Annotated in this window: 15 protein-coding genes and 1 tRNA gene; 9 read left to right on the top strand and 7 right to left on the bottom strand. The window is 73.5% G+C overall.

What is annotated here, in order from left to right; genetic code table 11:
- The first annotated feature begins 29 nt into the window (after positions 1 to 29).
- From tmk to DT019_RS28335, 4 genes are all read left to right on the top strand, one after another.
- Positions 30 to 3,368 (top strand): dTMP kinase, encoded by a 3,339-nt coding sequence (tmk, locus tag DT019_RS28320; RefSeq protein ID WP_114039767.1) that lies wholly within the window; start codon positions 30 to 32, stop codon positions 3,366 to 3,368.
- Positions 3,369 to 3,547: 179 nt separating this feature from the next.
- On the top strand, positions 3,548 to 4,753 hold the full coding sequence (locus tag DT019_RS28325) for a DNA polymerase III subunit delta' (protein WP_114039768.1): 1,206 nt from the start codon (positions 3,548 to 3,550) through the stop codon (positions 4,751 to 4,753).
- Between the two features lie 120 nt (positions 4,754 to 4,873).
- Positions 4,874 to 6,433, top strand: a complete 1,560-nt coding sequence (locus DT019_RS28330) for an alpha/beta hydrolase (RefSeq protein ID WP_114039769.1) — start codon at positions 4,874 to 4,876, stop codon at positions 6,431 to 6,433.
- 95 nt (positions 6,434 to 6,528) lie between these two features.
- A tRNA-Thr gene (locus DT019_RS28335) sits at positions 6,529 to 6,602 on the top strand.
- A gap of 67 nt (positions 6,603 to 6,669) precedes the next feature.
- On the opposite strand, the gene DT019_RS28340 is transcribed toward DT019_RS28335, so the two are convergent.
- A complete protein-coding gene (locus DT019_RS28340) occupies positions 6,670 to 7,929 on the bottom strand; it encodes an MFS transporter (RefSeq protein WP_411292743.1) in 1,260 nt (419 codons plus the stop codon).
- Positions 7,926 to 9,359 (bottom strand): GH1 family beta-glucosidase, encoded by a 1,434-nt coding sequence (locus tag DT019_RS28345; RefSeq protein WP_114039770.1) that lies wholly within the window; start codon positions 9,357 to 9,359, stop codon positions 7,926 to 7,928. The genes DT019_RS28340 and DT019_RS28345 overlap by 4 nt, the downstream gene beginning before the upstream one ends.
- Positions 9,360 to 9,444: 85 nt before the next feature.
- Between DT019_RS28345 and DT019_RS28350 the strand changes: the two genes are divergently transcribed.
- The 3 genes from DT019_RS28350 (at position 9,445) to DT019_RS28360 (ending at position 12,088) form a co-directional block, all read left to right on the top strand.
- Complete coding sequence (locus tag DT019_RS28350) at positions 9,445 to 10,104, top strand: histidine phosphatase family protein (RefSeq protein ID WP_114039771.1); 660 nt, start codon at positions 9,445 to 9,447, stop codon at positions 10,102 to 10,104.
- Positions 10,105 to 10,238: 134 nt separating this feature from the next.
- Positions 10,239 to 10,766, top strand: a complete 528-nt coding sequence (locus tag DT019_RS28355; RefSeq protein ID WP_223279811.1) for a SigE family RNA polymerase sigma factor — start codon at positions 10,239 to 10,241, stop codon at positions 10,764 to 10,766.
- Between the two features lie 83 nt (positions 10,767 to 10,849).
- Complete coding sequence (locus DT019_RS28360) at positions 10,850 to 12,088, top strand: hypothetical protein (RefSeq protein ID WP_114039772.1); 1,239 nt, start codon at positions 10,850 to 10,852, stop codon at positions 12,086 to 12,088.
- Positions 12,089 to 12,245: 157 nt separating this feature from the next.
- Here the strand turns inward: DT019_RS28360 and DT019_RS28365 are convergent, their stop codons facing one another.
- Positions 12,246 to 13,964: a bifunctional 3'-5' exonuclease/DNA polymerase gene (locus tag DT019_RS28365; RefSeq protein ID WP_114039773.1), complete on the bottom strand. Its 1,719-nt coding sequence runs from the start codon at positions 13,962 to 13,964 to the stop codon at positions 12,246 to 12,248.
- Between the two features lie 91 nt (positions 13,965 to 14,055).
- A complete protein-coding gene (locus DT019_RS28370; RefSeq protein WP_114039774.1) occupies positions 14,056 to 15,360 on the bottom strand; it encodes a LuxR C-terminal-related transcriptional regulator in 1,305 nt (434 codons plus the stop codon).
- A 163-nt stretch (positions 15,361 to 15,523) separates the two neighbouring features.
- Between DT019_RS28370 and DT019_RS28375 the strand changes: the two genes are divergently transcribed.
- Positions 15,524 to 16,429 carry an NADP-dependent oxidoreductase gene (locus DT019_RS28375; protein WP_114039775.1) on the top strand — a complete coding sequence of 302 codons (906 nt, stop codon included), beginning with the start codon at positions 15,524 to 15,526 and terminating at the stop codon, positions 16,427 to 16,429.
- A 70-nt stretch (positions 16,430 to 16,499) separates the two neighbouring features.
- Here the strand turns inward: DT019_RS28375 and DT019_RS28380 are convergent, their stop codons facing one another.
- Complete coding sequence (locus DT019_RS28380) at positions 16,500 to 17,180, bottom strand: GDSL-type esterase/lipase family protein (protein WP_114039776.1); 681 nt, start codon at positions 17,178 to 17,180, stop codon at positions 16,500 to 16,502.
- 87 nt (positions 17,181 to 17,267) lie between these two features.
- On the opposite strand from DT019_RS28380, the gene DT019_RS28385 reads away from it, so the two are divergent.
- Entirely contained in the window at positions 17,268 to 18,242 is a 975-nt protein-coding gene (locus DT019_RS28385) for a WD40 repeat domain-containing protein (protein WP_114039777.1), read from the top strand.
- A gap of 57 nt (positions 18,243 to 18,299) precedes the next feature.
- Here DT019_RS28385 and DT019_RS28390 read toward each other — a convergent pair whose 3' ends face one another.
- Both DT019_RS28390 and serC read right to left on the bottom strand, forming a co-directional pair.
- Positions 18,300 to 18,959 carry a DUF4360 domain-containing protein gene (locus DT019_RS28390; protein WP_114039778.1) on the bottom strand — a complete coding sequence of 220 codons (660 nt, stop codon included), beginning with the start codon at positions 18,957 to 18,959 and terminating at the stop codon, positions 18,300 to 18,302.
- A gap of 336 nt (positions 18,960 to 19,295) precedes the next feature.
- Positions 19,296 to 20,414, bottom strand: coding sequence for a phosphoserine transaminase (gene serC / locus DT019_RS28395; protein WP_114039779.1), 1,119 nt, complete (start codon positions 20,412 to 20,414; stop codon positions 19,296 to 19,298).
- Positions 20,415 to 20,641 lie beyond the last annotated feature (227 nt).

Raw genomic sequence — 20,641 nt, forward strand, 5'->3', positions numbered from 1 at the left:
GACCCGCGCGCTCCGGATAGGCTGGGCGGATGACGCGAGGAGCCGAGCCCGAGCATCCCCCAAGCTCTGTCGGACCAGGGGCGGGGGGGACCCCCACGGTCGTGAGCCCCATCTCCGACTCCCTGGCCGCAGATTCACGCGAGCGCGCCGTCCGCGCCCTGCTGCGCATCCCTTCGCTGCGGCGATTGTGGAGCGCCCAGCTCGTCGGCGGGATCGGCGACGCGCTCGCCGTACTCGTCACGCTGCTGCTGGCGTTGCAGGCCGCGGTGGAGCAGCAGTCCTTCGGCGGCGGGTACCGGGGCGCGGCGTTCGCCGTCGCCGCGGTCCTCGGCGCCCGGGTGTTCGCGACGGTGCTCTTCGGAGCCGCGCTGCTCGGTCCGGTCTCCGCGCTCACCGCGCCGGGCGGGCCGCTGGACCGGCGCTGGACGATGGTCGGCGCCGACGGCGTACGGGCCGCGCTCCTGATCGTCGCGCCGCTGTGGATCGACTGGACGCCGGCGCACGCGCTGCTCCTCATCCTCGTCACCGCCTTCCTGATGGGCGTGGCCGAACGGTTCTGGACGGTCGCCAAGGAGAGCGCGGCGCCCGCGCTGCTGCCCGCGCCCCCCTTGGAGGGCGCCGTGGTCCGGCCGCTGCCGGACCACCTGGACGCGCTGCGCAGGCTCTCGCTGCGTACGAGCTTCGTGGCCATCCCCCTGGGCGCGGCCGCCCTGCTCGTCGCGGCCCTCGTGAGCAATCTGCTCGGCACGGGCGTCGACTGGTTCAAGCTGCACCAGGCCGCGCTGGGTTCGTACCTCGCCGCCGGTCTTTTCGCCGCCTCGATCTCCGTCGTCGCGCTGCTCGAACTGCCCGACACCCGGACCCCGCGGGCCCGTTCGCCCCTGGAGGGGCTGCGCAGGCCCAGCACGGGCGACGGCCCCGACAAGGGGCGCACCGGCGCGGTCCCGCTGCTGGTGCTCGCCTGCGCCTCGGTCGCGGCGGCGATCGCCGCGGCCGCGTCCGTCGCCGTGCTGCACGCCGTGGACCTGGGCGGCGGCCCCGTCGCGTTCGCGCTCCTGATCCTCACGCTGGCCGGCGGCACGGTGCTCGGCATCCGCGCCGCCGCCAAGATCCTTCCGGTGCTTTCCCGGCGGCGCCTGCTCTCCCTCGCCATCGCCGTCACCGGCGTCGCGCTGCTCGCCCTGGGCCTGGTGCCGGACCTGGCGACCGTGCTGTTCATCGCGCTGATCGCGGGTGTCGCCGCCGGGGTCGCCGCGAACACCGGGCACGTCCTGATCGACCAGGAGACCGAGGAGTACCGCAGGGCCCGCACCACCGAGCACCTCCAGGCGGTCGTACGGGTCGCGGTCGGGCTCGGCGCCATCGTCGCGCCGCTGCTCGCCGCCGCGATCGGCAGCCACCGGGTGGAGTCGGGCTCGTTCGTCTTCGCGCACGGCGGCGCCGGGTTCACGCTGATGCTGGTCGGCGCGCTCCTGCTGCCGCTGGCCGCCGTGGTGCTCGCCAAGGCCGACGACCGCCAGGGCGTGCCGCTGCGGCGTGATCTGGCCGACGCGGTGCGGGGCGCGGATCCGGTGCAGGCACCGGCCGCGACCGGGTTCTTCATCGCCCTGGAGGGCGGCGACGGCGCCGGCAAGTCCACCCAGGCCGAGGCGCTCGCCGAGTGGATCCGGGCCAAGGGCCACGAGGTCGTGGTCACGCGCGAGCCCGGGGCGACGCCCGTGGGCAAGCGGCTGCGGTCGATCCTGCTCGACGTGTCGTCGGCGGGCCTGTCCAACCGCGCCGAGGCGCTGCTGTACGCCGCCGACCGCGCCGAGCACGTCGACTCGCTGGTACGCCCCGCCCTGGAGCGCGGCGCGATCGTGATCTCGGACCGCTACATCGACTCGTCCGTGGCGTATCAGGGTGCGGGTCGTGATCTGTCCCCGACCGAAGTCGCCCGGATCAACCGGTGGGCAACTGGCGGACTCGTACCGCATCTGACCGTTCTGCTCGATGTTTCGCCCGAAACGGCGCGCGAGCGCTTCACCGAGGCGCCGGACCGGCTGGAGTCGGAGCCGCCGGAGTTCCACGGCCGGGTCAGGTCCGGGTTCCTCACCCTGGCCGCCGCCGACCCCGGGCGCTACCTGGTCGTCGACGCGGGCCAGGAGCCCGAAGCCGTCACCACCGTCGTACGCCACCGGCTCGACCAGATGCTGCCGCTCTCCGAGGCCGAGATCAGGGCCCAGGAGGAGGCGCGCAGGAAGGCCGAGGAAGAGGCCAGGAAGCGCGCCGAGGAAGAGGCCGCGCGCAAGGCCGAGGAGGAGCGTCTGGAGCGCGAGCGCCAGGCGCAGCTCGCCAAGCTGCGCGCCGAGGAGGAGGAGCGCAAGCGGCGCGAGCTGGAGGAGGCGCGCCGCCGCGAGGAGGAGCGTCAGGCGGAGGAGGCCCGGCAGCGGGCCGAGGAGGCCAGGCGGCTCGCCGAGGAGGAGCGCGTCCGGCGCGAGGCCGAGGAGAAGGCCCGCGCGGCCGAGCAGGAACGGCTGCGCAAGCAGGCGGAGGAGGAGGCCCGGCTGCGCGCCGAGGCGGAGGCCCGCCGTCTGGAGAAGCAGCGCAAGGCCGAGGAGGCGCTGCTCCGCGCTGAGGAGGCCCGTCGGCTCGCGGAGGCCGCCGCCGTGGCCGCGGCCGCCGAGGCGGACGCCAAGGAGGGCGCCTCGGGTGCGGCCCGTCGGGCCGGGACTCCGGGCACGCCCACGCCGTCCCGCTCCGTCGGCTCGTCCGGTTCCTCCGGCGCCGCCAGGTCGGCCGGTTCGGCGGGCTCTTCCGGCGGCGCGGGTGCGGCCCGGTCCGGCGGTTCCGCCGACGAGTCGGCCTCGGAGACCACCGTGGAGACCCCCCTCGTCAGCCCGAACGAGGTGACCCAGCCGGTGCCGGTCGCCGACTCCAACGAGGTCACCCAGCCGGTTCCGGTGGCCGGACCGGACGCGGGCGCCGCGCCCCGCACCTCCGACGCCGAGGAGACGACCGTGCTGCCGTCGGTGCCGGACGCGGCGCGGGGCACCTCCCGCATCGCAGGACGCGACGCCGGCCCGGTCGCCCGGGACGCCGACGAGACCGCGGTGCTGCCGTCCGTGCGCGACCGCGATCCGGCGGACCGGGTGCCGCCGGGCCTCTTCCGCGACGAGCGGGCCGCCGCCCACCACGCCGAGGGAGGCAACGAGCGCACGCGCGAACTGCCCCAGATCGACCCGGTGACGGGCCAGGAGCGGCAGCGCCGGCGTTCGGACTGGGCGGAGGAGACCCCGCTGGACGACCTGCCGACGCTGGCGGACGAACTCCTCGGCCCGCACGACGACGAGGACGACAACCCGCGGGGCGGGCGCCGCGGCCGCTGACCGCGGCGGAGCCTCGACCCGATCGCCGGACCGGATGCGGTCCGGCGATCGGCGTTTCTCCGGGTGCCTTTTCCTCGCGGGTCGGTGCTTGACCTGCGGGATGTGCCCGTCGGCGTCCTTTGTCAGTGGGGTGCCGCACAATGGGGCGCAGGAGTGACGCAGGTACGGAGGGGCAGTCGATGGCCGTATGGGACGACCTGGTGGGTCAGGAGCGGGTGCAGGAGCAGCTGGGTGCCGCCGCCCGGGATGCCGACGCGCTCGTCACCGCCGAGCGTTCCGGTCTGCCGCGCCCCGAGGCGTCGAAGATGACGCACGCCTGGCTGTTCACCGGCCCGCCCGGCTCGGGCGGGCCCACCGCGGCCCGCGCGTTCGCGGCGGCCCTCCAGTGCGTCAGCCCGGACCGGGCGCTGGGCGGCGCCCCGGGCTGCGGCTTCTGCGACGGCTGCCATACGGCTCTGATCGGTACGCACGCCGATGTCACGGTCATCACCACCGAGGGCCTCACCATCGGCGTCAAGCAGACCCGTGAGCTGGTGCGGGGTTCCCAGCTGTCGCCGTCGGGCGGCCGCTGGCAGGTGATCATCATCGAGGACGCCGACCGCTTCACCGAGCAGGCCGCCAACGCCGTCCTCAAGGCCGTGGAGGAGCCCGCTCCGCGCACGGTGTGGCTGCTGTGCGCGCCCTCCTTGGAGGACGTGCTGCCCACCATCAAGTCCCGCTGCCGCCACCTCACCCTGCGCACCCCGCCGGTCGAGGCGGTCGCCGACGTGCTGATCCGGCGCGACGGCATCGAGCCCGAGGCCGCGTACGCGGCGGCCCGGGCCACCCAGGGCCACATCGGCCGCGCCCGCCGCCTGGCCACCGACCCCTCGGCCCGGGCCCGGCGCGCCGCGGTCCTGAAGGTGCCGCTGCGGGTCGACGACGTGGGCGGCTGCCTGAAGGCCGCGCAGGAGTTGGTCGACACCGCGGCGGAGGACGCCAAGCAGGTGGCCGAGGAGGTCGACGTCAAGGAGACCGAGGAGCTCAAGGCCGCCATGGGCGGGGTCGCCGGGGGGCGCATGCCGCGCGGGACCGCGGGCGTGATGAAGGAGCTGGAGGACCGGCAGAAGCGCCGCAAGACCCGCACGCAGCGCGACAGCCTCGACCTCGCGCTGACCGAGCTGACCGGCTTCTACCGCGACGTCCTCGCGCTGCAACTGGGCACCAGGGCGGCCATCGCCAACGAGGACGTACGGGACGCGGTGGACCGGATCGCCCGCTCGTCGGGCCCGGAGCGCACCCTGCGCCGCATCGAGTCGATCCTGGCGTGCCGCGATGCGCTGGACCGCAATGTGGCCCCGCTCCTGGCGGTCGAGTCCATGACGCTGGCCCTGCGAGCGGGCTGAAGCGGCCGGGGTCACCGACCATGGGGGAGGTCAGGGCGGACGAGGTTGACGGGATCACCCGTACGAGCCGCACCGCGGCGCACCGCATACATCACGTCACGGGGCGGATACGCTCCGGAGATGGACTCCAGGCGCCTGCTCCGCACTTCAGCCATCGCCGCCGCGACGGCCGGCCTGCTCATCTCCGGCTGCTCGTCGGGCAGTTCGTCCACGTCCGCGACCGCCTCCCCGCACGCCGCGACCAAGGCGGGTCCCCCTGACGCGCCCACGGCCGAGGCGCTCGCCCCGTACTACACACAGAAGCTGAGCTGGCGGGCCTGCGGGGTCGCCAAGTTCGAGTGCGCCACGATGAAGGCGCCGCTGGACTACGCGAAACCCGCCGGCCCCTCGATCGACCTCGCGGTGGCCCGGGTCAAGGCGACCGGCCCCGGCAAACGGATCGGGTCGCTCCTGGTCAACCCGGGCGGCCCGGGCGGCTCGGCGGTCGGCTACCTCCAGTCGTACGCGGGCATCGGCTACCCGGCGCCGGTCCGGGCCCGCTACGACATGGTGGCCGTGGACCCGCGCGGCGTGGCCCGCAGCGCGCCCGTGGAATGCCTCTCGGGCAAGGAGATGGACGCGTACACGGAGGTCGACCAGACCCCCGACGACGCGGCCGAACAGGCCGCCCTCGCCAAGGCGTTCAAGGACTTCGCGAACGGCTGCGAGGCCAAGTCCGGCAAGATCCTGCCCCATGTCTCCACGGTCGAGGCGGCCCGTGACATGGACATCCTGCGGGAGGTCCTCGGCGACCAGAAGCTGCACTACGTCGGCGCCTCGTACGGCACGTTCCTCGGGGCCACGTACGCGGAGCTCTTCCCGGCCCGCACCGGGCGGCTCGTCCTCGACGGGGCGATGGACCCCTCCCTGTCCTCCCTCGACATGAACCGCGACCAGACGGCGGGGTTCGAGACGGCGTTCCAGTCCTTCGCGGCGGACTGCGTCAAGCGGAAGGAGTGCCCGCTGGGCACCGACTCGCCGGCGGACGCCTCCGACCGGCTGCGCCGGTTCTTCAAGGCCGTCGACGCCAAGCCGATTCCCACCGGCCAGAGCCGCCGGCTCGGCGAGGCCCTGGCGACCACGGGCGTCATCGCGGCGATGTACGACCAGGCCGCCTGGCCGGAACTGCGGACCGCCCTGTCCCGCGCCATGAACGGCGACGGCGCGGGGCTGCTGGCCCTGGCGGACTCCTACTACGAGCGCGACGCGAGCGGGAAGTACGCGAACCTGATGTTCGCCAACGCCGCCGTGAACTGCCTCGACCTGCCGCCGTCCTTCTCCGGCCCGGCCGACGTGACGGCCGCCCTGCCCTCCTTCGAGCAGGCCTCCCCGGTGTTCGGCGACGGCTTCGCCTGGTCGGGCCTGAACTGCACGTACTGGCCGGTCAAGGCGACCGGCACCCCGCACCGCATCGAGGCGAGGGGCGCCGCCCCGATCCTGGTCGTCGGCACCACCCGCGACCCGGCGACCCCCTACAAGTGGGCCGAGTCCCTCGCCGCCCAGCTCTCCTCCGGCACCCTCCTCACCTACGAGGGCGACGGCCACACCGCGTACGGCCGCGGCAGCGATTGCATCGACACCGCGATCAACACCTACCTCCTGGACGGCGCCCCGCCCGTCAAGAAAAAGCGCTGCTCATAGCTCCCCGACCCCCGGCCCGGAGGCTGGTCGGGACCACTCCAGAAACTGTGTAGACTTGGCGACGCTGCTGCTCGCACCATGGTGCGCAGAGCGGTGCCGCCTTAGCTCAGTTGGCCAGAGCAACGCACTCGTAATGCGTAGGTCTCGGGTTCGAATCCCGAAGGCGGCTCTGTGGAAGCCCCAGGACTCACTCGCCGTGACCTGGGGCTTTTGCTTTGCTTCTGGTGGGGTGTGGCTTAGCGCACCCCCCGGATCCGCCCCACGAGTACCGACCCTCCCACCCCGATCACGCCCGCCAGTGCGTACAGCGCGGTGTAGCCGCCCAGGTGGGTTACCACCGGGGCGGCTATCGCGGGGGCCAGGACCTGGGGGAGGGCGTTGGCTATGTTGATGACGCCCAGGTCGCGGCCGCGGTCGGTGGCGCTGGGGAGGACGTCGGTGAGGAGGGCGAAGTCCACCGACGTGTAGACGCCGTAGCCGACGCCCAGGACCAGGGACGCCACCACCGCGCCCGTCCAGGTCTGCCGCACCGCGAGCAGCATCGTCGCCGCCGAGATCACCAGTCCGGACCAGACGACGAAGACCTTGCGCCGGCCCGTGCGGTCCGACCAGATGCCGCTGATCACCACCGTGCCGAGCAGCGTGACCGCGTCCAGGGCGGTCAGGATCAGCACCCCGGTGTCCGCGTCGCCCGCGTAGTGCACCGCGTCGCTCAGGTAGTACAGCAGGTACATCGTGCTGATCGAGTACGACAGGTTCATCAGGAAGCGCGTCAGCCAGGCCCAGCCGAAGTCCGGGAATTTCCGCGGGTCCATCCAGAAGCCCGTCAGGAACTCCCGCCAGCGGAACGGGTGTTGGGCTGACGCCGACAGGGGTGTGTCTCGGCGCATTGCCACGTACGGCAGGGCCGCCAGGAGCGAGAAGGCCGCGCAGGTTGCGTACCCCGTGCTGATCCCGCCCGCCGCCGTCGCCAGGGCCGTGCCCACCAGGATGCCGCTCACCTGCGACACCCCCAGCCAGCCGCCGACCATGCCGCGCTGCCGGTGCGGGACCTGGTCCGGGACGGCGGCCGTCAGCGCGGCGAACGAGGCGTTCAGGGCCAGCTGCACCAGGCACCAGCCCGCCGCCATCGTCGGCACATCCGGCGCCCACGCGAGGACGAGCAGCCCCGCGAACCCGCCCGCGCCACCCGCCACGACCCACGGGATCCGGCGGCCCACCCGCGCCCTCGTGCGGTCGGACAGCGCGCCGAACACCGGGTTCGCCACCATCGACACGGCGGCGCCGAGTCCCGTCACCAGGGCGAGAGTTGACGCTTTGTGATCGGGTGTGAAGCGTTCGGCCTGGCGAGCGAGCAGTAGTTGCAGGGGGCCGAACCAGCCCACCCACACCCCCAGGTTGGCCAGCGACAGCGCGCTCACAAAGCGTCCACCGGCCCGTTCCCCGGTGTCCTCCACCGGCGTGCCCAGGGCTCTGGCCCCGGGCTCCGCCGTCACCGGACGTCCCGCGCGTCCCCGGCGGCACTCCGCTCGCCGCCCCCGGGGGGGTGTCCCGCGCCGCCCCGTACGACGTCCCGGTACCAGGCGTACGAGTCCTTCGGCGTGCGCGCCAGCGTCTCGTAGTCGACGTGGACGAGGCCGAAGCGCTGCCGGTACCCCTCCGCCCACTCGAAGTTGTCCAGGATCGACCAGATGAAGTAGCCGCGCACGTCGATGCCCTCGGCCATCGCGCGGTGCAGGGCGCGCAGATGGCCGTCGTGGTACGCGATCCGCCGGGCGTCCCGCACCCGGCCCGGGTCGGCGGGATCGGGCCCGTCCCCGTACGAGCAGCCGTTCTCCGTGATGACGACCGGCGGCAGCGAACTCCCGTAGCGGGTGCGGAAGGTGAGCAGGAGCTCGTGCAGGCCGTCCGGGACCACCGGCCAGCCGAAGTCGGTGCGCTCGTGGCCCTCTATCTCGTGCAGGCCGAACGGCAGGTCCGGCGGCAGCGCGATCCCGGCCAGGCTGGTGACGGCGTCCGGCTTCGGCGCGCCGACCAGCGCCGGGTTGTAGTAGTTGATCCCGTACCAGTCGAGAGGTGTCGAGATGACCTTCAGGTCCTCGGCGACCGTGCCGGGCATCAGCTCGGCCCAGCCCTCGGGGTAGGCGCCGGTGAGGATCGGGTCGGCGAAGAGGCGGTTCATCAGGGTGTCGTAGAGCTCGGACGCCGCGCGGTCCTCGTCGGTGTCCCCGGCCGTCCACACCGGGCTGTGCGAGGCGGCGATGCCTATCTCCCGCGCCCCGGCGGCCCGCAGCGCCTCAACTCCCATGCCGTGGGCCAGCAGTTGGTGGTGCGCGACGGGCAGTGCGTCGAAGATCAGCCGCTTCCCGGGGGCGTGCTCGCCCAGCCCGTACCCGAGCAGGGTGATCTCCGCGGGCTCGTTGAGGGTGATCCAGCGCGGCACCCGGTCCGCGAGCCGCTCCGCGACGACCGAGGCGTACGCGGCGAACCGCTCGGCCGTGTCCCGGCTGAGCCAGCCGCCGCGCTCCTCCAGGGCGAGGGGGGTGTCCCAGTGGAACAGGGTGGGAACGGGCGTGATCCCTGCCGCGCACAGCTCGTCGACCAGGCGGTCGTAGAAGTCGAGGCCCCGCTGGTTGACCCGGCCCAGCCCGCTCGGCATCACCCGGGACCACGCGATCGAGAACCGGTAGGCCCCGACGCCCAGGTGGGCCATCAGCGCGACGTCCTCGCGGTAGCGGTGATAGTGGTCGGTGGCCACGTCCGCGTGCGAGCCGTCCTTGATCCGGCCGGGCTCCCTGGTGAACGCGTCCCAGGCCGACGGGCCCCGGCCGTCGGTGTCCACCGCGCCCTCGATCTGGAACGCGGAGGCGGACACCCCCCAGAGGAAGTCGGACGGGAAAGTGGGCAGCGGCGGCGGCGGCGTCATGGGGGAACCTTTGGGCCGCGGGAGGTGTCCTGTCAATGGAAAGTGAACAATTATCAGGTTCCAGCCGACGCCACGGAGCAGCGCCTTGAGCACGCAGCACCCCGCACCCACCACCACCCGCTACCTCTACCTGGCCCGCCACGCCGACGCCGGGCGCGAAGGGCCCGTGCTCAGCGAGACCGGGCGGCGGCAGGCCCGGCTGCTCGGGCGGCGGCTCGCTCGGGTGCCGCTCGACGCCGTGTATCACGGGCCGCTCGGCCGGGCCGCCGAGACCGCGCGGATCGTCGCCGCCGAGCTGGCCGGGGTGGCGCCGACGGAGGCGGAATGGGCCGGGGACTACGTGCCGTACTGGCCGGAGCGCGCGGAGCTTCCCGACGCGGACGCCGACCGCGTCCTCGGCTTCCTCGGCGCGCCCGGCCCGGGGGAGCGGGAGGCCGGGGACCGGCTCGTACGGGAGGCGACGGCGCGCTGCACCGGCCCCGCCGTGGGCGCCACCCCGCGGCACGAACTCGTCATCACCCACGCCTTCCTCATCGGCTGGCTGGTGCGCGCCGCGCTCGACGGACCCGGCTGGCGCTGGATCGGGCTCAGCCCTGCCAACACGGGCCTGACCGTCATCCGCTACACCCCGGACCGGCCCGCCTCCGTGCTGCTCTACAACGACATGGCCCATCTGCCGGGCGAGCTCCAATGGACCGGGTTTCCCGAGGAGTTCGGCGCCGAGTTCGGGCGTCTGGCGGTGTGAGGCGCGGGTGGTCGCCTCCCGGGGGGCCGTCGCGCGGAATCGGTTGAAACATCGCCGGGGGCCCGGCGCGTCAGTGAGGTGTAGGGGAACGCAGGTGAGGGGTGGGGGCGGCCGTGCGGCAGCGGTGGAGACAGGTGGAACCGGATCGGCCGGGCCGGTTGTCGCGGGCGGATGACTTCCTGGAGTTCGCGTCGGGGCGCGCCGGGCAGCTCTTCCGCTCGGCCTGCCTGCTGACCAGCGGCGACACCCATCTCGCCGAGGACCTGGTGCAGGAGACGCTGGGCCGGATGTACGTGCTGTGGGGGCGCGTCTCCAGGATCGACAACCCGGCGGGCTATGCGCAGACCGTGCTCGTACGGACCTTCCTCACGCACCGCCGTCGCCGCTCGGCCACCGAGCGGCCGCTCGGCGAACTCCCCGACCAGGCAGCCGACATGATGCACGACCCGGCCCTGCGCGTGGCGCTTCTCGACGCGCTCGGGCAGCTCTCGCCCAAGGACCGGGCGGTCGTCGTGCTGCGCTACTGGGAGGACCGCAGCATCGAGGAGACGGCGGACGCCATGAACGTGAGCTCGGCCGCCGTCCGCACCCGCTCGGTGCGCGCCCTCGCCAAGCTCCGTGAACGCCTCGGCGGCTCCCTCGCGGAGTACGCCGCACACTGACCGCGCCCCGCCCGCCCCGCAACCGTTCCCGCCCCGCTCAACTCCCGTTTTCCAGCGACCAGAACAGGAAGGTGTGGTTCGCCATGCCCTTTGAGGACCGACTCGGCGAGGCCTTGCGCCGCACCGGAGACAGCTTCGAACTCGGCGACCGTCGCGACCTGGTGGAGTCCGGCCTGCTCCGGGGCCGACGCCGACTGGCCCGGCGCCGTATGGCCGCCGTCACCGGCAGTGTGCTCGCGCTCGCCACGGTGGGACTCGGCGGCGCCTACGCCGCGGGCTTCGTCGGCGGCGACGGCGCGGGCGCCTCGGTGGCCGCGCCGCCGCCCCAACCCCAGGCGTCCGGGGGCATCGGCGGGCAGCGGATGATCGTGCTCTTCACGTCCTCGCTGCCCCCGGGCAAAGTCACCCAGGAGCAGGGGCGCGGACCGGCCGACCCGCAGGCACCGGGCGGGCCGGGCGGCGGGACCACGGCATCGGCGTCCGGCGTGTTCGACGATGGGAAGGGCGCGGGGCTCGTCTCGCTCGGGGTGAGCAGGGTCGACCCGGCCGCCGAGCCCAGCGGGCAGCAAGTGACCTGCCCCGCGCGCGCGTTCGTGGACTACGACGCCTGCAAGGCCGAGCAATTGGCCGACGGCTCCCGCTATCTGTTTCTCCAGGGCTACGAGTATCCCGACCGGCGCGAGCCGACCAAGGAGTGGCGGGCCGTTCTCATCACCCCGAAGGGCACGATGGTCGAAGCGAGCGAGTGGAACGCGCCCGCCGAGAAGGGGGCCGCGGTCTCCCGGGACACCCCGCCGCTCACCGCCGAACAGCTCAGGACCCTGGTCACCTCGCCCAAGTGGCTCTCGGTGGCGGACGGGCTGCGCGCGCCCGGGAAGCCGGACAGGCCCGCCGCGAACGGGCCGTCCGGCGAGGCGGTCCAGAAGCAACTCCTCGCGCTGCTCCCCTCGGGCAAGGGGCTCAAGGTCGTCGAGCGCGGGAACCAGGACGGCTATGCCTTCGCCGTGGTCGACGACGGCAAGGGCAAGAGCCTCGTGGAGATCAATGTGCAGCCCCGGATGTCGGACGTCTCCCCGCAGGGCGAGGCCTCGACCCTGCCGGACGGCACCCGGATCGGCCTGGACAAGAGGCCGGGCGAGAAGGGCGGCGACGGGGTGGTCGGATGGACCGCCGACACCGTGCGCCCCGACGGGTTCCGCGTCGTCGTCTCCGCCTACAACACCGGCAACCAGAGCAAGCCCGCCACCCGCACCGAGCCCGCCCTCAGCCTGGCCGAGCTGAAGGCCATCGCCCTGGACCCGCACTGGCTCACCTTCACGTGAGATCACCGGGCTCACCTTCACGTGGGGTCATGCGGCGCCGGTGTCGGGACGTTCTGTTCCCTGCCCGGCGTCCGCGCCGCCCCGCCCAGCGCCGCTCCGGCCCGGCGGCCCCCCGCGTGGCTCGAACCAGCACCCCACAGCCTCGCCCCAACCACCCCTACTTCGCGTCGGAATAGCGCTCCACGATCGCCGTCGTGAACGGGAACCGCACCGGCGTGTTTCCGAAGGCGATCCGCCCGGCCAGTTCGCCCGCCTCGCGGATCGCCTTCGCGACCAACTCGGCCTCCTCCGCCGGGCAGTGCACGATCACCTCGTCGTGCTGGAAGAACACCAGCTCGGCGCGGAGCCCGGCGGTGGAGATCGCCTGGCGCAGGGCGGCGAGCAGCAGCAGCGCCCAGTCCGCGGCGCTGCCCTGCACCACGAAGTTCCGGGTGAACCGGCCGCGGGCGCGGGCGTCACTGGAGGCGTACCCCGGGGTGAACTCTCCGCCCATGCCAGCGAGTTGGTCGTCCTGGATCTGGGGGAGACCCGCCTCTTCGGCGTCGCCCGCCCCCGCCGCGGGCGGGCTGGTCCGGCCGAGCCAGGTGCGGACCAGGCGCCCCTCCTCGCCCGCCTTCGCCGCGTCGTCCACGTACGCCACCGCGAGCGGGAAGCGTCTGCGCAGGGCCGCGAGGTTCTTCAGGCCGTCGCCCGAGGTCTGGCCGTAGATGGCGCCGAGCAGTGCGAGCTTGGCGTGTTCGCGGTCGCCGGAGAACGCGCGGTCGGACAGCGAGGTGTACAGGTCGCCGTCGTGGCCCGCGACCTCCATCAGGCCGGGGTCGCGGGAGATCGCGGCGAGGACCCTGGGCTCCATCTGGTCGGCGTCGGCGACCACCAGGCGCCAGCCGTCGTCGGCGACCACCGCCTGCCGTATCACCTTGGGGATCTGAAGGGCGCCGCCGCCGTTGGTCGTCCAGCGGCCGCTGACCGTGCCGCCCGGGGTGTACTCCGCGCGGAAGCGGCCCTCGCGCACCCAGTCCTGCAACCAGCTCCAGCCGTGCGCGGTCCAGATCCGGTACAGCTTCTTGTACTCGATCAGCGGCTCGACCGCCGGGTGGTCCAGCTCGGCCAGCTCCCAGCGGCGGGTGGACTTGACGCGGATGCCCGCCTCGCCGAAGGCCTTCACCACATCGGCGGGCAGGTCCGGTCTGACCCGGCGCCCGAAGGCCGCCGACACCTGCTCCGCCAGCTCGGCCAGTCGGCGCGGCTCGCCCCCGCCCCCCGTACGGGGCGAGCCGCTCGCGTAGCGCTCGCCGAGCAGGCCGTGCAGCACCTCGCGGTGGACATCGGCCCGCCACGGCAGGCCCGCGCGGTTCATCTCTGCGGCCACCAGCATCCCCGCCGACTCGGACGCGGTGAGCAGCCGCATCCGCCCTGGATGCTCGGCGCGGTCGTGGCGCCGCTGCTGGTCCGCGTACACCTCCAGGAGCGCCTCGAAGGGCAGGGTCGTGCTGCCGTGGGCCTCGAAGAGCGAGGACTGCGCGCCCGGCTCGGCCGCCCGGGGTGGCGGGTCGGCCGGGACGGGTCTGCGGTGCAGCCGGGCCCAGGCGGCCGCCGCCGAGCGGGGCTCGCCCGACCGGCCCTCGTGGCCGAGCAGCAGCAGCTCGGCGTCCTCGATGTCGTAGCACCGCTCGACCCTGACCCCGGACGCCAGCAGCCGGGGGTAGATCGCGGTGGTGGACCGCCACACCCAGCGGCCGACCTCGGGGCGCCCGCGAACGGCCTCGACCAGGTCGGCCTCCTCGCGCACCCCTGCCGTGGGCAGCCCGTCGTCCCCGAGGGGTGCCAGCCGTGCCCCGCCGCCCTCGGTCGCCTCGATGGCCCACCGTTCGTTCACGCGATCGAGTCTGGCACCCGCCACTGACAACGGCCCCGCGACGAGGCCGGGCAACCGCACCCGTACGGCCCGAGGACCCCCGGGCCTCCGCTCACGCCACCGCGTGCAGGACCGCCGCCGCCTCGCCCCGGGAGCTCACTCCGAGCTTGGCCAGGATGTTGGCGACGTGGAACTTCACGGTCGACTCGCTGATGTGCAGCTCCTGGGCGATCGTCCGGTTGCGGTGGCCCCGGGCGAGATGGGCGAGCACCTCCGCCTCGCGCGGGTGAAGCCCCGCCAGCGGGTCGGCGCGCGGGGTCTCGGGTGCGCCGAGCGGCAGGGTCGCGGTCACCGTGGTGCCCCAGCCGGGCAGCGCGTCGACGGCCAGGGTGCCGCCGAGCGCGGCCAGGCGCCGGCCCACCCGGTGGGTGTCGAGCGCGGAGCGCGGCAGTTCGCCGGGCCCGTCGTCCCGTACGGACGCGAGGAGTTGGCAGCCCGCGAGCTGCCAGCGGACGTGGATGCGGCGCACTCCTTCCTGGGCGGCCATGGCCAGGACGACGGCGCGTACCGCCGCGCGCGTGAGGTGCACGACGTCCCCCGGGACCGACATCTCGGCGGTCTCGGCCTCCGGCGGCGCGAATTCGAGCCGTACGTCGCTGTGGCGCAGCAGTGGCTTAAGCGAGTCGGCGAGCCGGGCGAAGGCCTCACCCGCCGGTTCCTCGGTGAGTTCCTGGTCGCGGTCGGCCTCGGCGCGCAGCGCGACCAGGGCGGACACGGCGAGGTCGACGGCGCGCGAGCGGGCCGCGCGGTCGTCGAGGTCCTTGGCGCGCAGCACGCCGAGCAGCGCGGTGAGCGCGGCCTCGTGCGCCTCGCCCAGCTCGGCGATCACCCGGGCCCGCTCCCCGGCGGTGGCCCGCGACTGGGCGAGCGCGCCCGGCACGGCCTCGTTGGTGATGCGGGTGCGGTGCCCGGTCACCAGGTCCCACAGGTGTTGGACGGCCTCGGCGTCCGCCGTCGGCAGTTCGGTGTCCGACCGCTCCCGTACGAGAACGAGCAGGGCCGGCCGGTCCGTTGTCGCACCGGCACCGCTCGCGACCGCGAGGACCGTCCGTTCCTCGCCACCGACCGCGGCGGTCCCCTGCCAGGGGTGGCCCGGCACGACCCGCGGGCCCAGCGCCTGGAGGTCGGTGACCGCGATCCGCGGGGCCGGCTCCGCCTGCCTGTGCGTCTTGAACGGCGAGTGGGCGCACTGCGGGGACAGGTCGGCGGCGACGGTGTGCCCGACGAGCGGCGCCAGTCCTTCGGAGAGGACCGGCAGGATCTCCTCCATCGGCACGCGCACCAGCTCCGCGGCGACGACGAGCAGGTCGGGGGCGCCAAGGGCGCGGGATGTACTGCGAATCGTGCGGGGCTCCATCGCCTCAGCCTACGGTCGGCGCGGCCGTCCGCGCCCGGCCTTGTGGCCAGGTCGAACCGGCCGTAAGGCGGGCCGGGTTGAGCCCGGTGACGGCGGACGCTTGAGCCACGACGAGAAGCACCACGGCGTGGACGGCGTGGTGGGCGATGCGAGGAGTGCAGTGATGGAAGCGATCGTGTACGAGCGGTTCGGCGGCCCTGAGGTGCTGGCCCTGGGCGAGGTCGAGAAGCCGCGGCCGGGCGCCGGTCAGGTGCGGGTGAAGGTGGTCGTGGCGGGCGTCAACCCGATCGACTACAAGATCCGGAACGGCTGGATGCAGGCCCAGCTCCCGACCCTCTTCCCGGCCGTGCCCGGCCTGGAGCTGGCCGGTGTCGTCGATGAACTGGGCGAGGGCGTCACCGGGTTCGCGGTCGGCGACGAGGTGTTCGGCCACGCCGACACCGGCGCCTACGCCGAGTACGCCCTGGCCACCCACATCGCGCTCAAGCCGGCCGCGCTGACCTGGGAGCAGGCCGTGGCGCTGCCCGTGGCGGGCGAGACCTCCCAGCGCGTGCTCGACCTGCTCGAACTCGCCGCGGGCGAGACCCTGTTGCTGCACGGAGCCGCGGGTGTGGCCGGTTCGGTCGGCGTGCAGCTCGCGGTGGCCCGGGGCGCCACGGTGATCGGCACCGCGTCCCCCGAGAACCACGCCTTCCTGCGCGAACTGGGCGCGATCCCGGTGGCGTACGGGCCAGGCCTGGTCGAGCGGGTGCGTGAGCTCGCTCCGCAGGGCATCGACGCGGTGTACGACGCGGCCGGTCAGGGCGCGCTGCCCGACTCGATCGAGCTGCGCGGCGGCACCGGCCGCATCGTGACCATCGCCGACCCGGCGGCCGCCGACCACGGCGTGGTCTTCAGCGGGGGCGGCACGCAGGCCCCCGAACTCGTCTTCGCGGCCCACGCCCGCCTCGCCGCGGAAGGCCGGCTGCGCGTCCGCCACGCCGAGACCTTCCCGCTCGCCGACGCGGTCAAGGCCCTGGAGCTGAGCGAGGGCGGCCACTCCAAGGGCAAGCTGGTCATCAAGGTGTGACGCCCGCCGATGGCGCCGGGCGTGAAGTCCGGCGCGGCCCTGGCCGGTTGGCGGCCAGGACCCGACACCCCTACAACGGGTAGCGGCCGCCCAGCTCCCAGGCGCCGTGCAGCGCGTCGGCGAAGGCGGCCGCCAGCTTGTGCTCGCCACTGGGTCCCGGATGCGTGCCGTCGTAGGTGTCGCGGTGGATGTCGTACGTGTCCGGCACGGTGGCCAGCAGCAGCGGGGACGCGGCCGTGTCGAGGTCGGCGACGGCCTTGGCGAGCAGCTCGTTGAAGCGGTCCACCTGGGCGGCGAACGCGGCGTCCTCCTCGGCCCGTACGTTCGGGATGACCGGCAGGGCCACCACGCGCACCCGCGGGTTGGCCTCGCGGGCGCCCGCGACGAACGCGCGCACGTTGGCGGCGGTCTGGTCGGCGTCCGTGTAGAAGCCGAGGTCTATCAGGCCGAGCGAGACGAGCAGCACGTCGGCCCGGCTCTCGGCGACCGCCCCGCCGATCACCGGGGCCATGTGCAGCCAGCCCTCGCCCCAGCCTGCGAGGTGGCGGCGGGCGGCGGGCGGGAAGGCGGGGTCGGCGTAGTCGTGCGAGACGGGAGCGCCGGCCGCCGGGTCGTAGAGCGCGGTGCGCGGTCCGACGATCTCGTACGGGCCGTCGAAGGTGGCTTCGAGGTGGCGCCACATGCGGTGGCGCCAGGTGAAGTCGCCGGGGCACCCGATGGTCATGGAGTCGCCGACGAAGAGAAAACGCATGGGGGTCATCATTACCGATCGGTACGCCGGGCGGCGACGTGACGGTGGACACCCCGGCTCCCGAAGGCGCCCGTGGACACTGGGGGGATGCGTTCGCTTCTGAGGGTGTGCGGGGTGGCCGGGTTCGTCCTGGCGTGGGCGGCGGGGCCGGCCGTGGCCGACGACGGCGGGTTCACCATCGAGGACCCCCGGATCACCGAGTCCAGCGGCCTGGCCGCGAGCCGGACGCACCCCGGCGTCTACTGGACGCACAACGACAGCGGGGACGGTCCCTACGTCTATGCCGTCGACGCGCGGACCGGGCGGACCGTCGCGCGGGTGACCATGGAGGGTGTCGGCAGGCCGCGCGACGTGGAGGCGATCTCGATCGGGCCCGACGGCGACCTCTACGTCGGGGACATCGGCGACAACCTGGACGGCTCCTGGAGCCACGTCTGGATCTACCGCTTCCACGAACCTGCCCGGCTCGGGGACCAGACGGTCAGGGCCACGCAGTACGTCGTCCAGTACGCCGACGGGCCGCGCGACGCCGAGGCGCTGATGGTCCACCCGAAGACCGGCCGCGTCTACATCGCCTCCAAGCGCGAGCGCGGAGGCGGCCTCTACGAGGGCCCCGCCCAACTCTCCGCCTCCGGCACGAACGTCTTCCGCCGGGTGAGCGAGGTGCCCTGGGTGACCGACGGGGCGTTCTCGCCGGACGGTGCGAAGCTGGCCCTGCGGGGGTACTTCGCGCTGGCCGAATACGCCTGGAAGGGCGGCCCCGGCGACCCGCTCGGCGACTGGGACGCGGTGCCGGGCACTCCGGTGCAGCCCCAGTCCGAATCGGTCACCTACACGCCGGACGGCACGGCCCTGATGGTGGGCACCGAGGGCGTGGCGAGCAAGGTGGTGCGCGTTCCCCTGAAGAAGGGGGTGGACAAGTCGGGCTCCGGGGGCGGAAGTTCCACTGGATCGGGTGACAGCGCGGGCCAGGGGAACTTCCTGTGGGGCGCGCTGGTTCTGGCGGGCGCCACGGCGCTCGGCCTGGGCGCCCAGCGAATGCTGCGGCGCCGGGCGGGCTGACCCAAGACCTGCCGCCGAGGGGCCCGCGCCTCGCGGCGCGGGCCCCAGGGGCGCTGCTCAGCGCCGTGGCGGGCACTGCTTCCAGGCCATGTGGTAGATGGTCTGGATGTTGCCGTCGGTGGAGTCCATGGCGATGAAGCTGTTGGTCTTCGGGTCGGAGGTCCCGGCGTTCGCGCGCAGTTCGGTGTTGATGTTGAAGTTGCGCTCGACGCCGCAGGGGGCCCAGACCAGTTGCCCCCAGTCGGTGGAGTCGGTGGCTTGCCAGTCGTCGTCCAGGGGGCCGTTGAACGGGTGCGTTCTGCTCGCCGTGTCGGGCGAGCCCTGGAAGTAGTACGAGGCCTTCTGGGTGGCGCTCGCGCCGCTCTCCAGGTGGGCGAAGCCCCGGTAGTCGGCGCTGGCGATGGCGTACGTGAAGCCCGAGGGGACGTGCACGATCAGGTTGAGCTGGCAGTTCTTGCGGAAGTCGGTCGGCTTGGAGCCGAGGCCGACCTGCGCCATGTACTGGCTGTAGGTGACCGTGAAGGCCGTGTTGTCCGGGGCGACGGCGACCGCGGCGGTGCCGATCGGACAGCCGGAGCCGTTGACGGTCGCGATCTCGATGACGATCTTGTCGGGCGGCGCGACGATGCCGGACGGTGCGGCCGGAGCCGCCTGGGTGAAGAGCGAGGACGCGAGGAACGCGGCGGTCGCGCCGCCCGCGAGGAGTGCACCGGGCATGATGCTCCGATCGGTTGTCGGTGGCCTTGCGTGGATGTGGGGAGTCCAGCCGAACGCCCGTGTCCCGGATGCGCCGTCGGAGCGGGGCGGCTTCGAGGCGACATAGTTGAGACATGGACATGTCAAACCTTCGGATCGGTCCGGCCGTGGTGCGGAACGCGCCGGATCGCTTTGGATGGTAGGGACGGAGTCCCTTGTGGCATAGGGCGGTTATCGGCCGTGCGGTGCCCCCCGTCCGTGCGGGCGGCACGCGCGAGGGCCCGGCACCGTGACGGGTGCCGGGCCCTCGTGGCTACCGGGTACGCGGAGCCGCTCGGCCCAGAGCTGCCGGGTTGTTCAGAGCTGCTCGATGACGTAGTCGACGCAGGCCGTCAGGGCCTCGACGTCCGCCGGGTCGATCGCCGGGAACATCGCGATACGCAGCTGGTTGCGGCCGAGCTTGCGGTACGGCTCGGTGTCGACGATGCCGTTGGCGCGCAGCACCTTGGCGACGGCGGCGGCGTCGATGTCGTCCGCGAAGTCGATCGTGCCGATGACCTGCGAGCGCTTGGCCGGGTCGGTGACGAACGGGGAGGCGTGCTTGGACTCCTCGGCCCAGCCGTACAGGGTGCCCGAGGAGGCGGCCGTACGCGCCGTCGACCACGCGAGGCCACCCTGGCCGTTGATCCACTTCAGCTGCTCGTTGAGCAGGAACAGGGTGGACAGGGCGGGGGTGTTGTACGTCTGGTTCTTCAGCGAGTTGTCGATCGCCGTCGGCAGCGAGAAGAACTCGGGCACGTGACGGCCGCTCGCGTGGACGCGCTGGGCGCGCTCCAGGGCGGCGGGCGAGAACGCCGCGAGCCACAGGCCGCCGTCCGAGGCGAACGACTTCTGCGGGGCGAAGTAGTAGACGTCCGTCTCGGTGATGTCGACGGGCAGGCCGCCGGCGCCGGAGGTCGCGTCCACCAGGACGAGGGCGCCCTCGTCGGCGCCCGCCACGCGCTTGATCGGGGCGGCGACACCGGTCGAGGTCTCGTTGTGCGTGAACGCGTACACGTCCACACCCGCCTCGGCCTTCGGGTCCGGGTGCGTTCCCGGGTCGCTGCTGATGACGGTCGGCTCGGCCAGCCAGGGGGCGAGCTTCGCGGCCTTGGCGAACTTGGACGAGAACTCGCCGAAGTTCAGGTGCTGGGACTTGTTCTCGATCAGGCCGTGCGTCGCGACGTCCCAGAACGCGGTGGAGCCGCCGTTGCCCAGGATCACCTCGTAGCCCTCGGGGAGGGAGAAGAGGTCCCGGATGCCCTGGCGCACCTCACCGACCAGGTTCTTGACCGGGGCCTGGCGGTGGGAGGTGCCGAGGAGGGAGGTACCGGTGGCGGCCAGGGCGTCCAGCGCCTCCGTACGCACCTTGGAGGGGCCCGCGCCGAAACGGCCGTCGGCGGGCTTCATGTCAGCGGGAATCTGGATCTCAGCCACGGGCGGAGCGTATCCGGTTCTGGGGCGGTGGGGGTTGCGGGTCCGCCCGATGAGACGCCCCCCACGGCGGGGGCTCCGCCCCCTGCACCCCCGTTCGCGCCTGAACGGCGCTCGTCCTCAAACTCCCCCAAGGCCTTAAGGGCCAGGGGGGACCCCCATGACGGGCTGAGGTTGCCCATGCCGACCAGCACGGTGCCGTTAGGGGCGCGGGGAACTGCGCGACAAGC

This window comes from Streptomyces sp. SDr-06, assembly GCF_003324565.1.
In the GTDB taxonomy this organism is placed as follows: Bacteria; Actinomycetota; Actinomycetes; order Streptomycetales; family Streptomycetaceae; genus Streptomyces.